Genomic DNA, 20,977 nt, shown 5'->3' with positions numbered 1-20,977 from the left:
TGAGTTTTTTTGTCCGTGTAAGTCAGTGGGTGTCCGTGGCTAATAAAAATTAGCGCTTTCGCATGTCGTGTACACGCGCTTCAATCCCCATCGCCCGCAGTTGCTTGTAGTGTCCCCGAGCCTGGTTCAGTACGGCCGGGTCGTTGTGGGCGACCAGGGCCAGGCGGCGATATTGAGTGGCATCGTCTGGCAGGTTGGCGGACAGGACGATAACGGTATCCCAGTCTACAGCGGCCGGTGGGTAGAGGAGGATGCCTACTGGGTCGGGGCAGGGGGTGGTTGGGTCTTGGGCGATGCTGTGGGGGATGAAGGCATCGGGGGTGATGTTCCACAGCAGGTCGTCCAGTTCTTCAGCCTGTTCTTCGGTGTCGCAGAGGATGCACACGCGGTCGCCCTGCTGCCAGGCTTTGTCCACGAGTTTGGCGGCGTGGAGGTTGCGGGCGGCTGGGGTGTTCTGGGCGAGGATGTGGAACCAGTAGCGCTGGTTCTTGTCTTCCCGGCCGGAGGGGCCGGCAGCTGGGCTGCCGGGTTCCGGTGGGGTCGGTTGGTTATCCTGCATGGGTCATCAGGTAGTCGACCAGCAGGGGGACCGGGCGGCCGGTGGCGCCTTTGGCTTTGCCGGAGTTCCAGGCAGTGCCGGCGATATCCAGGTGGGCCCAGCGGTAGTCTTTGGCGAAGCGGCTCAGGAAGCAGGCCGCGGTGATGGTGCCGGCGGGGCGGCCGCCGATGTTGGCCATGTCGGCGAAGTTGCTGTCGAGCTGGCTCTGGTATTCGTCCCAGAGCGGCAGGCGCCAGGCACGGTCGCCGGTGCGTTCGCCAGCGGCCAACAGTTCGTTCGCCAGTTCGTCGTTATTGGACAGCAGGCCGGTGGCCTGGTTGCCCAGAGCAATGATGCAGGCGCCGGTGAGTGTGGCCATGTCGACCACAGCTTCCGGGTCGAATTTCTTCACGTAGGTGAGGGCGTCGCACAGCACCAGGCGGCCTTCGGCGTCGGTGTTAAGGATTTCAACGGTCATGCCGCTCAACGTGGTGACTATGTCACCGGGGCGGGAGGCGCCGCCGTCGGGCATGTTTTCAGCTGCGGCGATCACTGCCACTACGTTGATCTTGGGTTTGGTTTCAGCCAGGACTTTCATGGTGCCGAACACGCTGGCGGAGCCGCCCATGTCGTATTTCATTTCATCCATGCCTTCGCCGGGCTTGAGGCTGATGCCGCCGGTATCGAAGGTGATGCCTTTACCCACCAACACGTAGGGTTTGTCTTTGGCTTTGCCGCCACGGTATTCCATTACGATCAGGCGCGGGGGCTGTTTGGAACCCTTGCCCACCGCCAGGATGGTGTTCATGCCCAGCTTTTCCATCTGCTTTTCATCAAGTACTTCAGTCTTGATGCAGTCGTATTCCTTGGCCATGGTCTTGGCCTGCTCGGCGAGCCAGACCGGGTGGCAGATGTTGGGCGGGGTGTTGCCCAGATCTTTGGTGTAATTCATGCCGCGCCCGGTAGCCAGGCCTTGGTTAAAGGCGTCTTTCAGGGGTTTGGCGGAACCGGAGGCCTGAACCACCACTTTCTTGAGTTTGCGGGCAGCCGGTTTCTCGCTCTTGAACTCGTTGAAGGTGTACAGCTGGTCTTCCAGAATACGTCCGATCAGGTTCAGGCGGGCTTCTTCGGAGCTGACGGCATCCTCGCCCTGCAGGCTGGTGTCGGCCAGGCAGATCAGTGCGCTCTTGGAGGGGCCGTCTTTCAGGGTGCCCATCATGGCGATCAGTGCCTTGCGAAAACTCGCCGGCGTGCGGTCGCTGTCTTTGCCGGTGCCGACCACGACTACGCGGTGCCATGGCTGGTCTACCAGGGGCAGGGTGTTGACAGACGCGTTCTTGCCAGTCAGGTCGCCTGCTTTTTCAAGTTGCTTGATCAGCCCTCCCAGTGCTTCGTCTGCTGCTTTTGTGGTTTCCGGCCACTCGCCCTTTTCGGGCACCGCGATCACCAGGCAGTCGGTTTTGGTGGCGGTGATGGCTTTGCTGCTCAGGCTGAAATTCATGGCAACTCCCGTTGTAAGGTTGTGCTTTATTGCATGTGGTAGGCGTTGTTCATCCGATGCCAATAGGATTGGGGCAAAAGCTCTATTAATCAAGCGGCAGGCTTATATCGTTACGATGGCTTTATCGTATCGGGCTTGTACTGTCATTCATCGCCAAGGTTACATAGAATAGCCGCAGTTTCCGTTATCGACCATCTCACGCTTCGGCGCTGCCAGAGAGACCGATTTGAGCATCGTTTTCCGTTATCTCATTCGCCAGATCATGGTCAGCATGTTTGCTGTTTCCGGCATCCTGTTGCTGGTGTTTATGAGTGGGCGCTTTATCAAGTACCTGGGCAATGCTGCCGAGGGCGAGATTCCTGCCGGCGTTCTGCTCTCCATCATGGCGTATCGCTTCCCGGGATTTCTGGAGCTGATTCTTCCCTTGGGCTTGTTTATCGGCATTCTGCTGGCTTACGGGCGGATGTATCTTGAAAGCGAAATGACGGTGTTGTTTGCCTGTGGTGTCAGCGACAGGCAGTTGCTCGCGAAAACCCTGATTGGCTGTGTGCCGGTGATGCTGGTTGTGGCCAGCATGAGCCTGTACGTGTCGCCGTGGGGCATGAAGCAGGTGGAGGCTATCTTCAACGAAGCGCGCACCGCCACAGAATTCGAGATGCTGGCGCCGGGCCGATTTCAGGATTTTACGTCTGGTAGCCGGGTGACTTACACAGAGGCACTGAGCGAAGATAAGCGGCAGCTTCAGGGAGTATTCATCGCAGAGTATGATCGAAACGGGCAAGGCGTGACCCTGATCACCGCCGAGTCTGGTTCTCAGTTGATCGATCAGGAAACCGGTAGCCGGTTCCTGATTCTGGAGAACGGCGGGCGGTTTCAGGGGCAACCCGGCAGGCTTGATTACAATGTTACCCGGTTCGAAGCCTATGGCCTCAAGGTTATGGGCGGAGAAGCAGGTAACCGCGAACTTGAGGAGGGCGTCAGCACCAAGGCGCTCTGGCAATCGGATAACCCGGAGGACCGGGCGCTGCTGCATTGGCGTTTCTCGCTACCGTTGATCGTGCCGATCGTGACTCTGCTGGCGGTCCGTCTAAGTCGGGTTAACCCGCGCCAGGGCCGTTTCTTCCATCTGCTACCGGCGATGCTGGTTTACATCACCTACCTCGGTTTGCTGATTGTAGCGCGAGACGCCCTGGCGGACGGCAAGGTGCCGGAGTGGATAGGCATGCTGTGGGTGCATGTGATTTTCCTGGCGCTGGGGCTTTGGTTGCAGTTTGGCCCGGCCTGGCTGTACCGGCGGCGCCTGGAAAAGGAGGCCGGTGCCCATGCGTAGAATTGACGGCTACGTCATGCGCACCGTGGGGGGTGCCATGTTCCTGGTGATGATGGTGGTGCTGTCACTGGATGTGATTTTTGCCTTTATTGCCGAGCTGGACGACACCCGCAACGATTACCAGACCCTACAGGCGCTCTGGTATGTATTTCTGACCTTGCCAAGGCGAATTTACGATTACTTACCACTGGGTGCTTTTATGGGGTGCCTGGTTGGATTGGGGGCCATGGCCAGTTCTTCGGAGCTGACGGTCATCCGGGCGGCCGGTGTGTCCATCCGCCGGATCGTTTGGTCGGCGATGAAACCGGCCCTGGTTGTGGTGGTGTTGGGGCTGGTCATCGGTGAATACGTGGCGCCGACCACGGAGCGCATGGCGCAGAGCGAGAAAGCTGTGGCCCTGGGGGCGAGCAGGAATGTTGCGTCGGCCCATGGTGTCTGGCATCGGGAAGGGAACACGTTCATGCATCTGAATGCCGTTCAGCCAAACGGTGTATTGCATGGCGTGTCGCTGTTCCGTTTTGGAGACGATCGGCAGCTGGAGGTGTCCAGTTTTGCTGAAAGGGCGATTTTTCAGGGCGATCACTGGTTGCTGGAGAAGGTGGTGTCCACTCGCATCGAGGAAGAGCGCACCCTGCGCAATGAACACGCTGCTTTGCGCTGGGAGACCGGGCTGTCACCGGAAGTGCTGAGTGTGTTAATCGTTAAACCAGAAAACCTTTCGATGGCCGGCCTGTACACCTACGCCACCTATCTAGGCGAACAGGGGCTGACGGCTGCCCGTTATTGGCTCGCATTCTGGAAGAAGGCGTTGATGCCGTTGGGTACGGCCGTGATGGTGTTGGTGGCCATTTCCTTTATCTTTGGCCCTTTGCGCTCCGTGACCATGGGGTTCCGCGTGTTCACCGGCCTGCTGGTGGGCTTGCTGTTCAAGTACATGCAGGATTTGTTGGGGCCCATGAGCATGGTATACGGCTTTAACCCGCTCCTGGCGGTATTGGTACCGATTCTGGTGAGTGCTTTGGTGGGGGCTGTGTTGATGCGGCGGGCCGGCTGAGATGGCCGGCCCGGGCGCATTACTTTTTGTTTTTGGCGGTTTTTGATTTGTCTGGTGCGGGCACGGCCACAACCACGCTATTGGATGCGCGATCGGTCAGCGACAAGCCGTTGATCGGGTAGAACAGGGCGATCACAGCGGGCACGGTGAGCAGGAGCGTCAGGGAGCCAACGTAGTAGGCTGCGATCATGGTCAACACGATGACTGCCGCAGCACTGCCATAACGGAGCAAGGCCTGGGTCCAGCTGACAGAAGTGCCATCGAGGTTCTCGATGCGAATGCGCCATACCTGCATGCCGAGGGTTTGGCCGATACGGGTCCAGAAGTAGGCGAAGAACAGGTAGAGCACCAGGAACAAGGTAAAGGTAAGGCCGGGGCCGCCTTCCAGTTCGCCGGCTTCCGCCATCTGTTCATACTGTTCCCAGCCGGTAATCCAGCCAGCAATCATGGTGTAAGCCCAGGTGGCCACCAGCAGCACGGCAATGCTGATCAATCCATCGTAGATAATGGCCAGGGCCCGCTTCAGTGCGGTGGCTGGCGGTAAAAGTTCCTCGGCGTTATGAAAGCGTCGGGGCATGGAGTCTCCTGTGAGGTTTCACGTTTTTCCTGTTCTCGGCGTGTGCTAGAGTAGCGGATTTGCACGCGCATGTAAGTATTGGTATTTCAATCGCAGACTTGCCGGTTGTTCCGGCGGGTTTCAGGCAAGGTGTTTAAGGTCGAAAGGTATCAAAGGTCTATGAAAACCGCAGAGTTGCGACAGGCGTTTCTGGAATATTTCAAGCAGCAGGGTCACACCATCGTGCCGAGCAGTTCACTGGTACCGGCAGACGATCCCACACTGCTGTTTACCAACGCTGGCATGAACCAGTTCAAGGATGCCTTCCTTGGCCGGGAAGAGCGCGACTACACCCGAGCGACCTCATCCCAGAAGTGCGTGCGCGCCGGTGGTAAACACAACGACCTGGAAAACGTTGGCTACACCGCCCGCCACCACACGTTCTTCGAAATGCTGGGTAACTTCAGCTTTGGCGATTACTTCAAGCGTGAAGCCATTAATTTTGCCTGGACCTTCCTGACCGGCGAGCAGCACCTGAATCTGCCCCAGGAAAAGCTCTGGGTAACCGTGTACGCGGAAGACGATGAAGCCTTTGATATCTGGAACAAAGAGGTCGGTGTTCCGGCTGAGCGGATTATCCGCATTGGCGACAACAAAGGTGGCCGCTACGCCTCCGATAACTTCTGGCAGATGGGCGATACCGGCCCTTGTGGCCCCTGCACCGAGATTTTCTATGATCATGGCCCGGACGTGGCTGGCGGACCTCCTGGCAGCCCCGAGGAAGACGGCGACCGTTACATCGAGATCTGGAACGTGGTGTTCATGCAGTACAACCGCACCGCCGACGGCGAAATGCTGAACCTGCCCAAGCCTTCGGTAGACACCGGCATGGGGCTGGAGCGGATTGCGGCTGTGCTGCAGGGCGTTCATAGCAACTATGAGATTGACCTGTTCCAGGATCTGCTGAAGGCTGCATCCGAAATTCTGGGCGGTGCGGCGACCACCGAAGCGTCTCTGCGGGTGGTGGCAGACCACATTCGCTCCTGTGCCTTCCTGATTGCCGATGGTGTGATGCCGTCAAACGAAGGTCGCGGCTTTGTACTGCGCCGGATCATCCGCCGTGCAGCCCGCCACGGTAACAAGCTGGGCGCAACCCAGCCGTTCTTCTACAAACTGACGGGCGCCCTGGTGGAACTGATGGGCGATGCATACCCGCAATTGGTCAGCAGCCGCAAGCAGATCGAGAAAGTGCTGCTGCAGGAGGAAGAGCAGTTTGCCAAGACCCTGGACAAGGGCCTTCGTCTGCTGGAGCAGGACATCGCTGAACTGAAGGGTACGGAAATTCCTGGTGAAACCGTATTTACCCTGTATGACACCTACGGCTTCCCGGTAGATCTGACCAACGACATTGCTCGAGAGCGCGGTTTGACCCTGGATTATGAAGGTTATGAGAAGGCCATGGATGCCCAGCGTGACCGTGCCCGTGCGGCCAGCAAGTTTGGTATCGATTACAACGCCGCCGGCATCACCATCGAAGGCAAGACCGAGTTCACCGGCTACGACCATATTGACGGCCATGAGCGCATCCGCACGGTTCTGGTGAACGGCGAAGAGAAAACCGCCGAGGCCGGTGACGAGTGCGTGGTGGTGCTGGAACGCACGCCGTTCTACGCGGAATCCGGCGGCCAGGTGGGCGACACCGGCCTGCTGACCTGGAGTGGTGGCCGCTTCCAGGTTACCGATACCCGCAAGGAAGGCGATAACCACCTGCACGTGGGCACATTGGTAGAGGGCGAGTTGTTCCCGGGCCTGGAAGTAGACGCCCGCATTGATCACGCCCGGCGTGAGCGCACCAAACGCAACCATTCTGCCACCCATCTGTTGCACGCGGCGCTGCGCAAGGTTCTGGGGGAGCATGTCACCCAGAAGGGCTCACTGGTTGACCCGGACAAACTGCGTTTCGATTTTTCCCATTTTGAAGCGGTTAGCCCGGAACAGTTGAAAGAGATTGAGCGTCAGGTAAACGAACAGGTTCTGGAGAATACGCCGGTTCAGGTTGACGTGACCGACATGGAGTCCGCCAAAGAGAAAGGTGCCATGGCTCTGTTCGGTGAGAAGTATGGCGATGTGGTTCGCGTGTTGAGCATGGGAATCGACAGCTACTCTGTTGAGCTTTGTGGTGGCACCCACGTGTCTCGCACCGGTGATATTGGTCTGTTCAGGATTACCTCGGAGAGCGGTATCTCCTCCGGTGTTCGCCGTATTGAGGCGGTGACCGGGTTTGGTGCGCTGGAATGGCTGGACGCTACTGAACGAACCCTGCGCGAAACGGCCCGCCTGGTCAAAGGCACCCGTGAGACCGTCGTGGACAAAGTGCAGCAGGTTCTCGACCGCAACCGCCAGCTGGAAAAAGACGTGGATGCACTGAAAGCCAAGCTCGCCAGTTCCGCAGGCAGTGATCTTGCTGGAAATGCCGTAGAGGTGGCCGGGCTCAAAGTGGTCGCGGCAGAGCTGGAAGGCGCTGACCGCAAGGCACTGATGGAAACCGCCGACCAGTTGAAGAATAAACTGGGCGAGGGTGTGGTGGTTCTGGCCACCGTGGACGACGGCAAGGTTACCCTGGTTGCCGGGGTTACCAAGTCTGCCACTGGCCGTATCAAAGCCGGCGATCTGATGAAGCATCTGGCGGCGCAAGTGGACGGTAAAGGTGGTGGCCGACCGGATATGGCCCAGGGTGGCGGTAACGACCCGTCCAAGCTGGCGGATGCCCTGGCAGGCGTTCCGGCCTGGGTTGAACAAAATATCGGTTAAGCAACTGTTTTTGGACGCGGGCGGAGGTTTATAATTCCGCCCGCTTTATTTGATGGGCGGGCAATCGGTGTTCCGCTTTGAGTCCCCGGTTCGGAGTTTGGCAAAACATGGCTCTGTTGGTTCAGAAATTTGGTGGTACGTCCGTTGGTACAACCGAGCGGATTGAGGCGGTCGCTGACAAGGTGTGTCAGTTCCGTAAAGACGGGCACGATGTGGTGGTTGTGGTCTCTGCCATGAGCGGAGAAACCAACCGGCTGATCGCCCTGGCCAACGACATTATGGAAGATCCGGTACCTCGGGAAATGGATGTACTGGTGTCTACCGGTGAGCAGGTAACCATCGCGCTGTTGTCTATGGCACTGCAGAAGCGTGGCTGTGATGCCCGGTCTTACACCGGCTCACAGGTGCGCATCCTGACAGATAGCAGCCACACCAAGGCGCGGATCAAGCAGATTGATGAGCAGCGCATGCGTGAAGACCTGGAAGCCGGCCGGGTAGTGGTGGTTGCGGGCTTCCAGGGTATCGACGAGCACGGCAACATTACCACACTCGGTCGCGGCGGTTCAGACACCACCGCTGTGGCTTTGGCGGCTGCCCTGAAAGCTGATGAGTGCCAGATCTACACAGATGTGGACGGCGTTTATACAACCGACCCGCGGGTGGTAGACAGCGCTCGCCGGCTCGATCGAATTACATTTGAAGAAATGCTTGAGATGGCCAGCCTGGGCTCGAAAGTGCTCCAGATTCGCGCCGTCGAATTTGCAGGTAAATATAATGTTCCATTAAGAGTGCTTTCCAGCTTCCAGGAAGGTGAAGGCACCCTGATTACTTTTGAGGATGAGAACGCCATGGAACAACCGGTTGTTTCCGGCATTGCTTTCAATCGTGATGAAGCCAAACTGACCATTTCAGGTGTGCCCGACACTCCGGGTAGCGCCCTGCGGATTCTGAAGCCGGTTAGCGATGCCAATATTGAAGTGGACATGATTGTTCAGAACGTGGGTGAGGACAACAAAACGGCTTTTACCTTCACTGTTCACCGTAACGACTTCAAGCGGGCCCAGGAAGTTCTGCGTGGCACCTCCAGCGAAATTGGCGCTGGCGAAGTGGGTGGCGACAGCAAGATTGCGAAAGTGAGCATTGTGGGCGTAGGCATGCGCTCGCACGCTGGCGTAGCAACTAAAATGTTTGAGGCGCTGTCCAAAGAAGGTATTAATATTCAGATGATCTCCACCTCTGAAATCAAGATTTCGGTGGTGATCGATGAGAAGTATCTCGAGCTGGCGGTTCGTGCACTGCACAGTGCATTTGAGCTGGATCAGGCCGGGGTGGACGAGGGCGCTTAACAGCAGGATGCTCGCAAGCGCGCCTTTTTGAGTCATTGATAATAGCTATCGAGATGCGAAGGGGTATAAGTATTATTGCGTCTTTAGTATGATCGGTGATCTCTTTATAAAAGCTATAAGTACAACATTCTGTTGTCGGAACAGGTTGGTTTGGAATAGGGAGAAAGGGATATGTTGATTTTGACCCGCCGTGTTGGCGAAACTCTGATGATCGGTGACGAGATTACCGTTACCGTTCTTGGAGTGAAGGGGAACCAGGTACGTATCGGTGTTAACGCGCCCAAAGACGTCGCGGTTCACCGTGAAGAAATCTATCAGCGGATTCAGTCCGAAAAAGGCTCAGACGAGCCGGAACCGGGCAATCGTTGATCAATAAAAAGCCGCTCACGGGAAACCTGAGCGGCTTTTTTGATGGAGGGGAAAATCGAGTAGAAAAAACTCGTGTCAACCCTATGAAAACAGAAAAATTATGGTAGTATACGCCCCGTTCTCAAGGAGAGGTGGGTGAGTGGCTGAAACCAGTTCCCTGCTAAGGAACCGTACGAGCAATCGTACCGAGGGTTCGAATCCCTCCCTCTCCGCCATTTCCTTTTGGGGAAATGAGAACAGGTTGAAGCAGCATTCAACCAATGCGAAAGATGCGCGGCTGTAGCTCAGCTGGATAGAGTACCTGGCTACGAACCAGGCGGTCGGAGGTTCGAATCCTCCCAGCCGCGCCACTATCGCAAAACCGTTTTTAGCGGCTGTAGCTCAGCTGGATAGAGTACCTGGCTACGAACCAGGCGGTCGGAGGTTCGAATCCTCCCAGCCGCGCCAAATAAAGACCAAAACGCCTCAGCTTGTATACCTCACAAGCTGGGGCGTTTTGCTTTGTATAGCTGGGAGAATTTGAACCGATAGAGGTTTGACCGAAGCCCGCCTGCACGTTGGTTAAAAGTTGTACAATCCCGCATCTTCCTCCTATTCTTTCTGGTGACGCCCAATCATTTGCCAGGGAGTGCCAGTGATGAACAAGACAATGAATGGCGGTTACGATAACCACGATCAAGCCAAGAACACCTGGGATGACCTGATAGCCACGGGTATTCCGAGAGACAACGTTTATATCGATGAAGAAAACAAGCTGGTTAAAGTGATCGTGCCAGAGGAAGCGGAGCGGGAAGTGAAGGAGATTTTTGATCGGCACAAGCTCCACTAACAGGCGTGAACTTGCAGTCTTGAGATCGTTGCCAGGTCATTAGAACGGTGGCAAAAAAACTGAAGCCGGCAGCGCTAGGGCGCTACCGGCTTTCGTGGTGAGGCGGGTATTTACCACATCAGATCATCGGGAATTTCGTATCCTGCATAGGGGTCGTCATCGCCCTGATCATTCTGGCTACGGTCGTGCAGTACAATCACTGCCAGCTCGTCCCGTTCCATGATTTTGCGGGCGACACCCTCGGCAACCACTTCATACTCACCGTTGACAAATACCACGGCGAGGCGGCCTCGGGAGAGTTGGTCCACCATGGTGTCGTCTACAAAAATCTTTTTGATTTTCTTGTCGTGAACGAACTGGTACGAGGTTTCTGCGCGGCTGCGATTCAGTTTGTTGCTGTCTACCAGTTGCCGAATCTGAGCCTGAATGGCTTTCTTTTCCGCTTCTTTCTGCCGTTCCAGATTCAGCTGGCGGTCCCGCTCGGCCTTTTCAGCGCGAGCCTGGCGAGCGCGTTCCTCGGTTTCATTTATCTGAACGGCCCCTTTGGGTTGCTGTTTGCGTTGTTTGCGCTTTTCGTTGCGTATGCTTTTGGCTTTCTTTTCGTCGGCCAGCCCGGCCTTGAGTAGTTGTTCCTGCAAAGACGCCATCAGTGACTCCGTGGATTCGTGATAAACTGCATATTATGAACCTCTAGTATACGCCGACGTTATTCCCGCAATAACCCACAAACATTTACCTCGTGGATTTTTCTATGTCTTCTTTTAAAGAGCTGGGGCTGTCTCAGGCCATGCAGGCGAATCTGCAGCGGTTAGGTTTTGAGCAGCCAACCGGCATACAGGTCAAGGCATTGCCATCAGCCCTGGGCGGCAAGGATGTGATTGCCATGGCACAGACCGGCAGTGGCAAGACGGCTGCTTTCGGCATTCCGCTGGTGGAGCGCCTGAAGCCAAAGCATTTCGCGGTGCAGGCGCTGGTGTTGTGCCCAACCCGGGAGCTGGCGGATCAGGTGGCCAAAGCTCTGAGAGAACTGGCGCGGGCAAAAGACAACGTCAAAGTGCTCACGCTTTGTGGTGGTGTTCCCATAGGACCCCAGATTGGCTCGCTCAGTCATGGCGCTCATATCATAGTGGGCACACCGGGCAGGGTGGAGGATCACCTGCGCAAGAGGACGCTGGCGCTGGATCGGGTGAACACGCTGGTGCTGGATGAAGCAGACCGGATGCTGGATATGGGTTTTGAGGAGGTGGTTTTGTCCATTCTTGCGCAAACACCGCAAGCTCGGCAAACCCTCTTATTCTCGGCAACCTGGCCGGAACCCATTCGGGCTATGAGCGAGCGCTTCCAGGTTGAGCCAGTGGATGTGCGGGTTGAGGCAAAGGACGCGACCAGCAGTATTTCTGAGGTGTTCTATGAGATATCGCCTGATCAGAAGGTTCGTGCAGTTGCAGCCTTGTTGTCTGAGTATCAGCCGGTATCCTCTTTGGTATTCTGCACGACCAAGCGGGACTGCGACGAACTGGCGCGGGAGCTTGAGGCGCTCGGCTTTGCTGCTTTGTCCTTGCATGGGGATCTGGAGCAGAAAGACCGGGACAGCACGCTGGTGAAGTTCGCCAATCAGAGTTGCACCGTTATGGTGGCCACCGACGTGGCTGCTCGCGGTCTGGATATCAAGGCGTTGCCCCTGGTGATCAATGCGGAACCCGCCCGCGACCCGGAAGTGCACACCCATCGAATTGGTCGTACCGGGCGTGCCGGTGAACAGGGGCACGCGATTACACTGTGCGCGCCCAGTCAGGGCCATAAAGTTTCGCGGCTTGAATCAGCCCGGGGTGAGTCTGTTGTTTGGGGCGATTCCGAAAGCTTGCTGGCGCAAGCATTGCGCCCGGTACGCCCGGCCATGAAAACCCTGTGCCTGGCCGGTGGCCGAAAAGACAAAGTGCGCCCGGGCGACGTGCTGGGCGCCTTGACCGGGGATGCGGGTATTCCGGGTACGGCAGTGGGAAAAATAGACCTGTTCGATTTCCAGTGTTTTGTGGCCGTTGATGAAGCCTGGGCAGATAAAGCTCTGGCCCGGCTTGAGAAAGGTAAGGTCAAAGGCCGCAAAATCAGGGTTCGTTATGCTTGATTCCGGTTGTTGAGAACACGTCGGGTGAGTGTCAGATCAGGCCAGGAAGCTCGGAAAGTCCCTATAGAAATGTTTACTTCAGGTTGCTCCTGATCAATGAAAACGGTAAATTACGCAGGATTTTGCCTCCCGATTTGTTTGTTCCAGCCATTAGACTTTGGTCTGACGGCTGAAAGCGGCGAAACGGGGAAATCACACAAATCAATACAGGTAGCTATTCGATATGAATGAGCTGATGTCACAAGCCGTCGAGTTGATGATTGCTGGTATGGGCTTTGTGTTCGCGTTCCTGATCATTCTGGTATTCGCGACACTGCTCATGTCCAAACTCATTGGACGGTTTGCGCCGCCAGAGCCGGCAACCCCGGCCAAAACGCCACGTGCCAAGCCGAAGGCGCCCGCGTCGGTTGATCCTGACACCGCCGAGGCCATCAAGAAGGCGATTGCACAATACCGGGCACGCCACAAGAAGTGACCCGTTGCACGATTAGAACCTTTTAACAGAAGGCTGACACGATGACTGATACCAAGAAACCGCTGGGGATTACGGACGTAATTCTGCGTGACGCCCACCAATCCCTGCTTGCCACCCGTATGCGGCTTGATGACATGCTGCCCATTGCCGAGAAACTCGACAAAGTCGGTTTCTGGTCTCTGGAATCCTGGGGTGGTGCTACCTTTGATTCCTGTATCCGTTACCTGGGCGAAGACCCATGGGAGCGCATCCGCGAGCTGAAAAAAGCCATGCCCAACACCCAACAGCAGATGCTGTTGCGTGGTCAGAACCTGTTGGGCTATCGCCATTACGCGGATGATGTGGTTGACCGTTTCTGTGAGCGTGCCGCCGAAAATGGCGTTGACGTGTTCCGTATCTTCGACGCGATGAACGACCCTCGCAACATGGACCGCGCCATCAAGGCGGTTCGTAAAACCGGCAAACATGCCCAGGGTACCATTGCCTACACCACCAGCCCGGTGCACACCATCGACATGTGGGTTGAGCTGGCGAAAGAAGTCGCGGATATGGGTGCCGATTCCATCGCCATCAAAGACATGGCGGGCATTCTCAAGCCTTATGTGGCGTATGAGCTGGTCAGTCGTCTGAAGAAAGAGCTGGATATCCCGATCCACATGCAGTGCCACGCCACCACCGGTATGTCTACTGCCACCGCCATCAAAGCTGCGGAAGCCGGTATTGATAACGTGGACACGGCCATCTCCTCCATGAGTATGACCTACGGCCACTCGCCCACCGAGGCAGTTGTGGCCATTCTGGAAGGTACTGACCGTGACACCGGCCTGGACCTGAACCTGCTGGAAGAAATTGCCGCTTACTTCCGTGAAGTGCGTAAGAAGTACGCGAAGTTTGAAGGCAGCCTGCGTGGCACCGATTCCCGCATCCTGATTGCCCAGGTGCCGGGCGGCATGCTGACCAACATGGAAAACCAGTTGCGTGAGCAGAACGCCAGCGACAAATTTGACCAGGTTCTGGAAGAAATACCCAAGGTTCGCGAAGACCTGGGCTTCATTCCGCTGGTGACTCCGACTTCCCAGATTGTCGGTACCCAGGCGGTACTGAATGTTCTGACCGGCGAGCGTTACAAGTCCATCTCCAAGGAAACCGCTGCGATCCTGAAGGGTGAGTATGGTGCTGCGCCGGCACCCATGAACAAAGAATTGCAGGATCGTGTTCTGGATGGCAAGGAAGTGATGACCTGCCGCCCGGCGGATGTGCTTGAACCGGAAATGGACAAGTTGACCGCTGAGCTGAAGGACATCGCCAAAGAGAAGGGCATCAAACTGGCCGAGCAGGAAGTCGACGACGTTCTGACCTACGCCCTGTTCCCGCAGATTGGCCTGAAGTTCCTGGAAAACCGTGGCAACCCGGATGCATTTGAGCCGGTACCGAGTGCCGACGACGTTGCCCCCGCCAAGAAAGCCGCCGGCCCCGAGACCTACACCGTAGAAGTTAACGGCAAGAAGTACGTGGTTGCTGTTAACGAAGGTGGTGAGATCAGCCAGATTGAAGGCCAGGGTGGTGCCTCTGCACCTGCTGCAGCGCCTGCTCCGGCAGCCGGTGAGGGCGAGCCTGTGGTGGCGCCTCTGGGTGGTAACATCTGGAAGGTTCACGTTTCTCCGGGTGACACCGTGGAAGAGGGCGATGTGCTGATTATCCTCGAAGCCATGAAAATGGAAACCGAGGTTCGCGCACCCAAGGCCGGTACCATCGGTGAAGTCTTCATCAAGGAGGGGGACGCCGTCTCCGTTGATGATGAAATGCTGACAATCGGATAAGGGCCAGCATTCCATGGAAAAGTTATTGACGTTGTGGACAGGTAGTGGCCTGTTCAACATAGAGCCGGGCCAGCTGGTGATGATCATCGTCGGCCTTGTGCTTCTCTATCTTGCGATCAACAAGAAGTTTGAGCCATTGCTTCTGGTACCCATCGGGTTCGGTGGCATTTTGGCGAATATTCCGGAGGCAGGGCTTGCTTTGTCTGCGGCTGAGAACGCCATCCATTTTGCGAAGCCGGAAGTGTATGCGGCGTTGGCGAGCACCCTGGATGTGGCCTATCAGGCTGGCCAGACTGTCACCCCCGAGGTGAAAGCGGCCTTCAAGGAAGCTTATGAGTCGGCTGGCTACGGCACGGTGAGTGCCGCAGATTCCATTGCTCAGAGCCTTGGTTACAGCCACGGCATGCTGCATAGCTTCTACATGGTGATTATCGGTTCTACCGTTGGCCCGCTGCTGATCTTCATGGGCGTTGGCGCGATGACCGATTTTGGCCCTCTGCTGGCTAACCCCAAGACGCTGTTGCTTGGTGCCGCCGCTCAGTTCGGTATCTTCGGTACCGTGATTGGTGCGGCGCTGCTGGACTGGACCGGTGTTCTCGAGTTCACCATCCTTGAAGCAGCCGCCATCGGTATTATCGGTGGTGCGGATGGCCCGACGTCGATCTACGTATCAAGCGTTCTGGCTCCGCATCTGCTGGGTGCCATCGCGGTCTCTGCCTACGCCTACATGGCGCTGGTGCCGATGATTCAGCCGCCGATCATGAAGGCTTTGACCACCCAGAAAGAGCGTGCGATCAAGATGTCGCAGCTGCGCCCGGTGAGCAAGAAAGAGAAGATCATCTTCCCGATCGTGGTACTGATCGCGGTGGTTCTGTTCCTGCCGGATGCGGCTCCGCTGCTGGGTATGTTCTGCTTCGGTAACCTGATGCGTGAGTGTGGCGTGGTTGAGCGTTTGAGCGACACGGCCCAGAACGCGCTGATCAACATTGTGACCATTTTCCTGGGGCTGTCTGTTGGCGCCAAGCTGGTGGCGGACAAGTTCCTGGATGGCCAGACTCTGGGTATTCTGGTGCTGGGCATGGTGGCCTTTGCGGTTGGTACAGCGGCCGGTATCTTGATGGCCAAGCTGATGAATAAGGTGACCAAGGAAGCGATCAACCCGTTGATTGGTTCTGCCGGGGTGTCTGCGGTGCCGATGGCGGCGCGGGTGTCCAACAAGGTTGGCCTGGAGGCGAACCCGCAGAACTTCCTGCTGATGCACGCGATGGGCCCGAATGTGGCTGGTGTTATCGGCTCTGCGGTTGCAGCGGGTGTGATGATCAAGCTGCTTGGCTGATTGTTGTTCGCTGCTGTATTGAGAGAACCCTGCTTCGGCGGGGTTTTCTTTTTTTAGCTTTGGAGTTTGTGTCTAGTAGCCTGAGAGTTTTGGGGGCGGCACCAGTGTGGGACTGCTTTCCAAAAAACGCTACGAGCACCCGCAAGCGGGTCCAGCCAGCAATCACAGATTGCTGTCGTTCGGCTGCGCATGAAGCTTCGCTTCATAAACGCTTGCCTCACCCATGTGCGCTTCGCTCCGGCCATCCATGGCCTCCGAGATTTTTGGAAAGCAGTCCCATACTGGCGCTTCTAACCTCTGAGCTAGCCGCTGTTAACGTTTATAAATTCGTGTTGTTGGTATTTGTGGTGGTCAGTGAAAATCTCTGGAACTAACCGGTAACGCGTTAATCAGGTGGCTCAGGTCAGACAGCTTTCCGGCCATGATATGAACGATATCTCCCTCTTTTTCGATAATCCCCTTTACGTGTAACAACCGGGCGGTGAGTAACGGTTTGCGTTGGCGGCGGGCGGTGTCTAGCCAGACGACGACGTTGACGTTGCCGGTTTCGTCTTCGAGGGTGACGAAGGTAACGCCAGAGGCGGTGCCGGGGCGTTGGCGGCCGGTGACGAGGCCGGCGACTTGTACGGGGATGCCGGGGCGGGTGGTTTTGAGTTGGTCGGCGGTGAGGCAGTAGCGTAGGTGGCCTTGTTCGCGAAGCAGGGCGAGGGGGTGTCTTTGTAGTGTTAGGCCCTGGCTGCTGTAGTCGGCCAGTACGTTCTGGCCTTCGGTGGGTTCGGGGAGCAGGTGGCAGGGCTCCGGGGTGTAGTCGGCCATGGCTTCGTTGGCGAAGAGTTCGGCGGGTTCTTCGTGTTCGAGTAACTGCCAGTAAGCCTGGTGGCGGTTGCTGGTGAAGCTGGGCATGGCGTTGGCGCCGGCGAGGAGTTCCATGTCGCGCTGGTTGAGGCCGGCGCGGGTGCGCAGTTCGGCGGCGCTTTGGTAGCCGTTGGCGGGGCGGTTCTGGTGAATGCGTTCGGCACCGTTGGAGGACAGGCCCTGTATGATTCTGAGGCCGAGGCGCAGGTGTTTTTTCTTGCTTTGCAGGGTGTGTTCCCAGGCGCTGTGGTTCACATCCGGTGGCAGCACGGTTACCTGGTGGCGCTGGGCATCTTGTACCAACTGGCTGGGGGAGTAGAACCCCATGGGCTGGCTGTTGAGCAGGGCGCAGTAGAAGGCGGCCGGGTGGTAGCGTTTGATCCAGGCGGAGACGTATACCAGTAAGGCGAAGCTGGCGGCGTGGGATTCCGGGAAGCCATAGCCGCCGAAGCCACAGATTTGCTGGTATAAGCGTTCGGCGAAGTCCGGATCGTGGCCCCGTTCGAGCATGCCGCTGATCAGTTTGTCCCGGAACGGGGTGAGGTCGCCGTGGGATTTCCAGGCGGCCATGGCGCGGCGCAGTTTATCGGCTTCGCCGGCGCTGAAGCCGGCGGCCACCATGGCCAGTTTGATGACCTGTTCCTGGAAGATCGGCACGCCCAGGGTGCGTTCCAGCACCTGGCGGACGGCGTCGTTGGGGTAGTCGACCGGTTCCAGGCCGTGTTTTCGGCGCAGGTAAGGGTGCACCATGTCGCCCTGAATAGGGCCGGGGCGGACGATGGCGACTTCGATCACCAGGTCGTAATAGGTTTCCGGTTTCAGGCGCGGGAGCATGTTGATCTGGGCCCGGGATTCCACCTGGAACACGCCGATGCTGTCGCCTTTTTGTAGCATGGCGTAGGTGGCCGGATCTTCCTGGGGCACGTCCTGAATGGTAAAGGTTTGGCCCTTTTCCTCGCTGATTAACGCCAGTGCTTTACGGATGGCGGTGAGCATGCCCAGGGCCAGCACATCCACCTTCATCAATCCCAGGCTTTCAAGGTCGTCTTTGTCCCACTGAATCACGGTACGGCCTTCCATGGCGGCGTTTTCTACCGGTACCAGTTCGGCCAATGGCCCGGCACTGATCACAAACCCGCCCACATGCTGGGACAGGTGCCGAGGGAAACCCAGTATCGTGTTGACCAGGGTAAAGAACTGGCCTGCTACTTTCGGGTTTCGGGTGAGCCCTTTATCCAGAATTTGCTGGCGCCAGTTGGTGGCCTTGTCGCGCCAGTCGATGCCATCGAGCAGTTTTTCTACCAGAGCTGTATCGAATCCCAGCGCCTTACCGACATCGCGGATGGCGCTGCGGGGGCGGTAGCGAATGACGGTGGCCGCCAGTGCCGCCCGCTCCCGGCCATAACGTTGATAGATGTACTGGATGACTTCTTCCCGGCGCTGGTGTTCGAAGTCCACATCGATATCCGGTGGTTCGTCCCGGTCTTTGGAGATAAAGCGCTCGAACAGTAAGTCCACTTTGGCAGGGTTTACCTCTGTAATGCCCAGGCAATAACAGACGGCGGAGTTGGCCGCTGAGCCTCGGCCCTGGCATAGAATCCCCCGGCTGCGGGCAAAGGCAACGATGTCGTGAATGGTCAGGAAGTAGTGCTCGTAATTCAGCTCTGCAATCAGCGCCAGTTCTTTGCGGATTAACGCCTGCACCCGCATAGGGGTGCCCTCCGGATATCGCCGCCGCTCGCCTTCACGGGTAAGGCGCTTCAGGTAAGCGGCAGGCGTTTCCTGTTCCGGGACCAGGTCTGGGGGGTATTCGTAACGAAGGCTGCCGGGTTCGAAGCTGCAGGCGTTTGCGATGTTCAGGGTTTCCTGTAACCAGGGCCTGGGAAAAAGCCGCTGCAAAACCGGAACCGGGCGAAGATAGCGTTCACCATTCTGGAACAGGCAGTGGCCGGCGTTCTCGAGGTTGGTGTGGTTACGCAAGGCGGTGAGTACGTCTTGCAGAGGCTGGCGCTCGCGCAGGTGCATGTGCACTTCACCGGTAGCTACCACCGGGCAGCGTAACTGCTCAGCCAGCCAGCGTACGCGGGCCAGTTGTTGTTCTTCCCCGGCCTCCAGAGTGCGGGAAGCGGCTATACGAAGGCTTTGTTGGAACACCTGGTTAAGCCATTCACCACAGGCCAGGGCCTGGCCTGCATCTGCCATGGCCGTTGAAGGCGGCAACCAGAGGCATAGGCAACTATCCAGATCGTGCGTTTCCAGGTCTTGTGTAAACAGTTGGTACTGGCCTTTGTCTGCCCGGCGCCGGCCGGTTGTGATCAACTGGCAGAGTTGGCCATAGCCCTTGCGGTTACGGGCCAGCAGGATAAAGCGGGGAGTTGCACCACCGGGGGGCGCGTCTTCCAGTTCAAACCAGCTGCCGGTAATCAGTTTTACCGGGCTGTCCTTCAGGGCAGCCCAGGCTCTGGGAATGCCGGCAACGGAGCAGGCATCGGTGATGGCGATAGCGTTGTAGCCCAGCTCCAGGGCACGTTCGGCCAGCTCGTGGGGGTGTGAAGCTCCGGTCAGAAAAGTGAAATTGCTGAAGCAGAACAACTCTGCGTAGCCGGTAGTCATCAGCCAAACCATCCGTGTATGAACCAGCCACCCTGAACGTCCCGGAACACCCAGGCCAGTTCGCCGCCCGGCAGCTGGGCGATATAGTAATCCCGGTGAACCCGCTGGCCATCCCACCAGCCACCGCTGATGCGCTCCGGGCCGGAGTGCCAGGACAACGGGGGCTGTTCCAGAGGCCGGGGGGCCTTAAGGAGCCACAGGGGGCGCCGGGGTAATGTCACTGAAGCCTGTGGCCAGGTTTTACCGGGTTTGCCTGGATTGCTGGCAGACCAGGCACATTCGGGCCGGTGATCAGCCCTGGCCGCCAGCCGTTTCAGGGACTGTTCGCCCAGGCGAGCCTGCAGGCGGCTGATCAGTGTGTGCCAGGCTTCGTCCAGGTCTTCCGTTTCACCCAACAGATCCCGGCCTACGGGGGCTTCCCGGCCGGTGAAGCGTTTGACTGCCAGAATCAGGCCGGTGACGGGTGCGCTCAGGGGGTGTTGGTCCAGCTTCAGGCGTATCAGTTTCAGAAACATCTCGGCCCGGTGTTCCGGCCCGGTGGTGCGAATGCGTAAACGGGTGGCTTGCTGATGCCGGTGTTGCAGAATCAGTAACAGGGTATCCGTGTCTTGTTGTCGCCAGCACAGATCTTCTTCCAGCTCTGACAGAATCCGCTGTAATGAGAACAGCAGCCCCTCGGTGTGCTCCACTTCGTGAATGAAATCTGCCTTTTGCCGGAAGCTGTGGGGCGGTTGCCAGGGGGCTTTTGGGTCTGGCCGGGTGCTCTGGATTTTCTGGACCATGGCCAGCAGTTCCGGCGACAGTCGCCGGGCCAGCTCTTTGGGGGGCAGGGCAAACACTTCTGCCAGGGTGTTCAGCCCCAGGCGTTGTAAACGGGTACAGGACTTTTCATCAAACCCTGCGGCCGGCAAGGGCAGGCTTCCCACCGATGTAAGAATGTGGCGTTTGTCTGCCGTGCATTCCCCTTTGCCGGCCCGGGCCAGTAACTGTGCGGCCAGGGGCGTATGGCCAATGGCGACCCAGGCGGTCAGTTTACGTTCGGCCAGCGCCTGCTCCACGGTTTGCCAGATAGAAGGCAAACCGCCATACAGTTTCTGCAGGCTGCTGACTTCTGCCCAGATACCGTCTGGCGGTGAAAGGGTAATGTGTGCCGCATAGCGGTATAGCCAGCGTGCCTGGTCTTCCAACAGCCAGGCTTCCTGCCTGGCTTCGGTACGCATGATACTCAGTTCTGGTGCCAGGCCCAGGGCAGTCTTCAGGCGCATACCGGCTTCAATACCAAGATCCCTGGCGTTTGGGCAGGCCTGAACCACGGTATACCCGGCGCCATCCACAATCGCCAGGGCTCCTGTGGATGGCTGGTTCCGGTGGATGTGGTCCAGTAGCAGATGCGGGAAGTGCAGGTAAAGCCAGAGCATG

Annotated in this window: 16 protein-coding genes and 3 tRNA genes; 13 read left to right on the top strand and 6 right to left on the bottom strand. The window is 57.6% G+C overall.

Annotated features, from left to right (window positions below; genetic code table 11):
* Window positions 1–49: 49 nt before the first annotated feature.
* Together ASQ50_RS03285 and ASQ50_RS03280 are read right to left on the bottom strand one after the other, a co-directional pair.
* Entirely contained in the window at window positions 50–559 is a 510-nt protein-coding gene (locus ASQ50_RS03285; protein WP_058090308.1) for a DNA polymerase III subunit chi, read from the bottom strand.
* Window positions 549–2,039, bottom strand: a complete 1,491-nt coding sequence (locus ASQ50_RS03280) for a leucyl aminopeptidase (RefSeq protein WP_058090307.1) — start codon at window positions 2,037–2,039, stop codon at window positions 549–551. Before ASQ50_RS03280 ends, ASQ50_RS03285 begins: the two co-directional genes overlap by 11 nt.
* Window positions 2,040–2,265: 226 nt before the next feature.
* Between ASQ50_RS03280 and lptF the strand changes: the two genes are divergently transcribed.
* The gene (gene lptF / locus ASQ50_RS03275) at window positions 2,266–3,369 is read left to right on the top strand and encodes an LPS export ABC transporter permease LptF (protein ID WP_058090306.1); all 1,104 of its coding nucleotides are present in this window, start codon (window positions 2,266–2,268) and stop codon (window positions 3,367–3,369) included.
* Window positions 3,362–4,423 carry an LPS export ABC transporter permease LptG gene (lptG, locus tag ASQ50_RS03270; RefSeq protein ID WP_058090305.1) on the top strand — a complete coding sequence of 354 codons (1,062 nt, stop codon included), beginning with the start codon at window positions 3,362–3,364 and terminating at the stop codon, window positions 4,421–4,423. The genes lptF and lptG overlap by 8 nt, the downstream gene beginning before the upstream one ends.
* A gap of 19 nt (window positions 4,424–4,442) precedes the next feature.
* On the opposite strand, the gene ASQ50_RS03265 is transcribed toward lptG, so the two are convergent.
* Complete coding sequence (locus ASQ50_RS03265) at window positions 4,443–5,000, bottom strand: RDD family protein (RefSeq protein WP_058090304.1); 558 nt, start codon at window positions 4,998–5,000, stop codon at window positions 4,443–4,445.
* A gap of 159 nt (window positions 5,001–5,159) precedes the next feature.
* Between ASQ50_RS03265 and alaS the strand changes: the two genes are divergently transcribed.
* The 7 genes from alaS (at window position 5,160) to ASQ50_RS03230 (ending at window position 10,334) form a co-directional block, all read left to right on the top strand.
* Window positions 5,160–7,790 carry an alanine--tRNA ligase gene (gene alaS / locus ASQ50_RS03260; protein ID WP_058090303.1) on the top strand — a complete coding sequence of 877 codons (2,631 nt, stop codon included), beginning with the start codon at window positions 5,160–5,162 and terminating at the stop codon, window positions 7,788–7,790.
* A 107-nt stretch (window positions 7,791–7,897) separates the two neighbouring features.
* On the top strand, window positions 7,898–9,136 hold the full coding sequence (locus tag ASQ50_RS03255) for an aspartate kinase (RefSeq protein WP_058090302.1): 1,239 nt from the start codon (window positions 7,898–7,900) through the stop codon (window positions 9,134–9,136).
* A gap of 171 nt (window positions 9,137–9,307) precedes the next feature.
* Entirely contained in the window at window positions 9,308–9,505 is a 198-nt protein-coding gene (gene csrA, locus ASQ50_RS03250; protein WP_022989559.1) for a carbon storage regulator CsrA, read from the top strand.
* Window positions 9,506–9,630: 125 nt separating this feature from the next.
* A tRNA-Ser gene (locus tag ASQ50_RS03245) sits at window positions 9,631–9,720 on the top strand.
* Between the two features lie 58 nt (window positions 9,721–9,778).
* Window positions 9,779–9,855, top strand: a tRNA-Arg gene (locus tag ASQ50_RS03240).
* Between the two features lie 20 nt (window positions 9,856–9,875).
* Window positions 9,876–9,952, top strand: a tRNA-Arg gene (locus ASQ50_RS03235).
* Between the two features lie 190 nt (window positions 9,953–10,142).
* Window positions 10,143–10,334 carry a hypothetical protein gene (locus ASQ50_RS03230; RefSeq protein ID WP_058090301.1) on the top strand — a complete coding sequence of 64 codons (192 nt, stop codon included), beginning with the start codon at window positions 10,143–10,145 and terminating at the stop codon, window positions 10,332–10,334.
* A gap of 110 nt (window positions 10,335–10,444) precedes the next feature.
* Here the strand turns inward: ASQ50_RS03230 and ASQ50_RS03225 are convergent, their stop codons facing one another.
* Window positions 10,445–10,981 (bottom strand): DUF2058 domain-containing protein, encoded by a 537-nt coding sequence (locus tag ASQ50_RS03225; RefSeq protein ID WP_058090300.1) that lies wholly within the window; start codon window positions 10,979–10,981, stop codon window positions 10,445–10,447.
* Between the two features lie 104 nt (window positions 10,982–11,085).
* Between ASQ50_RS03225 and dbpA the strand changes: the two genes are divergently transcribed.
* From dbpA to ASQ50_RS03205, 4 genes are all read left to right on the top strand, one after another.
* Window positions 11,086–12,459 carry an ATP-dependent RNA helicase DbpA gene (gene dbpA / locus ASQ50_RS03220; protein ID WP_058090299.1) on the top strand — a complete coding sequence of 458 codons (1,374 nt, stop codon included), beginning with the start codon at window positions 11,086–11,088 and terminating at the stop codon, window positions 12,457–12,459.
* A gap of 223 nt (window positions 12,460–12,682) precedes the next feature.
* Window positions 12,683–12,934, top strand: coding sequence for an OadG family protein (locus ASQ50_RS03215; protein WP_058090298.1), 252 nt, complete (start codon window positions 12,683–12,685; stop codon window positions 12,932–12,934).
* A 41-nt stretch (window positions 12,935–12,975) separates the two neighbouring features.
* Complete coding sequence (gene oadA, locus ASQ50_RS03210; RefSeq protein ID WP_058090297.1) at window positions 12,976–14,754, top strand: sodium-extruding oxaloacetate decarboxylase subunit alpha; 1,779 nt, start codon at window positions 12,976–12,978, stop codon at window positions 14,752–14,754.
* Between the two features lie 13 nt (window positions 14,755–14,767).
* Window positions 14,768–16,090, top strand: coding sequence for a sodium ion-translocating decarboxylase subunit beta (locus tag ASQ50_RS03205; RefSeq protein ID WP_058090296.1), 1,323 nt, complete (start codon window positions 14,768–14,770; stop codon window positions 16,088–16,090).
* 351 nt (window positions 16,091–16,441) lie between these two features.
* On the opposite strand, the gene ASQ50_RS03200 is transcribed toward ASQ50_RS03205, so the two are convergent.
* Window positions 16,442–19,558, bottom strand: a complete 3,117-nt coding sequence (locus ASQ50_RS03200) for an error-prone DNA polymerase (RefSeq protein WP_058090295.1) — start codon at window positions 19,556–19,558, stop codon at window positions 16,442–16,444.
* Window positions 19,558–20,976, bottom strand: coding sequence for a Y-family DNA polymerase (locus ASQ50_RS03195; protein ID WP_058090294.1), 1,419 nt, complete (start codon window positions 20,974–20,976; stop codon window positions 19,558–19,560). The genes ASQ50_RS03200 and ASQ50_RS03195 overlap by 1 nt, the downstream gene beginning before the upstream one ends.
* Window position 20,977: the final 1 nt, after the last annotated feature.

The organism is Marinobacter sp. LQ44, assembly GCF_001447155.2.
Classification (GTDB): domain Bacteria; phylum Pseudomonadota; class Gammaproteobacteria; order Pseudomonadales; family Oleiphilaceae; genus Marinobacter.
Note: the sequence above shows the minus strand (reverse complement) of the source record. Positions and strands in the feature narration are given on the sequence as shown.

What these genes read in the sequence shown, in the direction of transcription:
- ASQ50_RS03285 (WP_058090308.1), bottom strand. Translation starts at nt 559, where the DNA reads ATGCAGGATAACCAACCGACCCCACCGGAACCCGGCAGCCCAGCTGCC.
- ASQ50_RS03280 (WP_058090307.1), bottom strand. Translation starts at nt 2,039, where the DNA reads ATGAATTTCAGCCTGAGCAGCAAAGCCATCACCGCCACCAAAACCGAC.
- lptG (WP_058090305.1), top strand. Translation starts at nt 3,362, where the DNA reads ATGCGTAGAATTGACGGCTACGTCATGCGCACCGTGGGGGGTGCCATG.
- ASQ50_RS03265 (WP_058090304.1), bottom strand. Translation starts at nt 5,000, where the DNA reads ATGCCCCGACGCTTTCATAACGCCGAGGAACTTTTACCGCCAGCCACC.
- alaS (WP_058090303.1), top strand. Translation starts at nt 5,160, where the DNA reads ATGAAAACCGCAGAGTTGCGACAGGCGTTTCTGGAATATTTCAAGCAG.
- ASQ50_RS03255 (WP_058090302.1), top strand. Translation starts at nt 7,898, where the DNA reads ATGGCTCTGTTGGTTCAGAAATTTGGTGGTACGTCCGTTGGTACAACC.
- csrA (WP_022989559.1), top strand. Translation starts at nt 9,308, where the DNA reads ATGTTGATTTTGACCCGCCGTGTTGGCGAAACTCTGATGATCGGTGAC.
- ASQ50_RS03230 (WP_058090301.1), top strand. Translation starts at nt 10,143, where the DNA reads ATGAACAAGACAATGAATGGCGGTTACGATAACCACGATCAAGCCAAG.
- ASQ50_RS03225 (WP_058090300.1), bottom strand. Translation starts at nt 10,981, where the DNA reads ATGGCGTCTTTGCAGGAACAACTACTCAAGGCCGGGCTGGCCGACGAA.
- dbpA (WP_058090299.1), top strand. Translation starts at nt 11,086, where the DNA reads ATGTCTTCTTTTAAAGAGCTGGGGCTGTCTCAGGCCATGCAGGCGAAT.
- ASQ50_RS03215 (WP_058090298.1), top strand. Translation starts at nt 12,683, where the DNA reads ATGAATGAGCTGATGTCACAAGCCGTCGAGTTGATGATTGCTGGTATG.
- oadA (WP_058090297.1), top strand. Translation starts at nt 12,976, where the DNA reads ATGACTGATACCAAGAAACCGCTGGGGATTACGGACGTAATTCTGCGT.
- ASQ50_RS03205 (WP_058090296.1), top strand. Translation starts at nt 14,768, where the DNA reads ATGGAAAAGTTATTGACGTTGTGGACAGGTAGTGGCCTGTTCAACATA.
- ASQ50_RS03200 (WP_058090295.1), bottom strand. Translation starts at nt 19,558, where the DNA reads ATGACTACCGGCTACGCAGAGTTGTTCTGCTTCAGCAATTTCACTTTT.
- ASQ50_RS03195 (WP_058090294.1), bottom strand. Translation starts at nt 20,976, where the DNA reads ATGCTCTGGCTTTACCTGCACTTCCCGCATCTGCTACTGGACCACATC.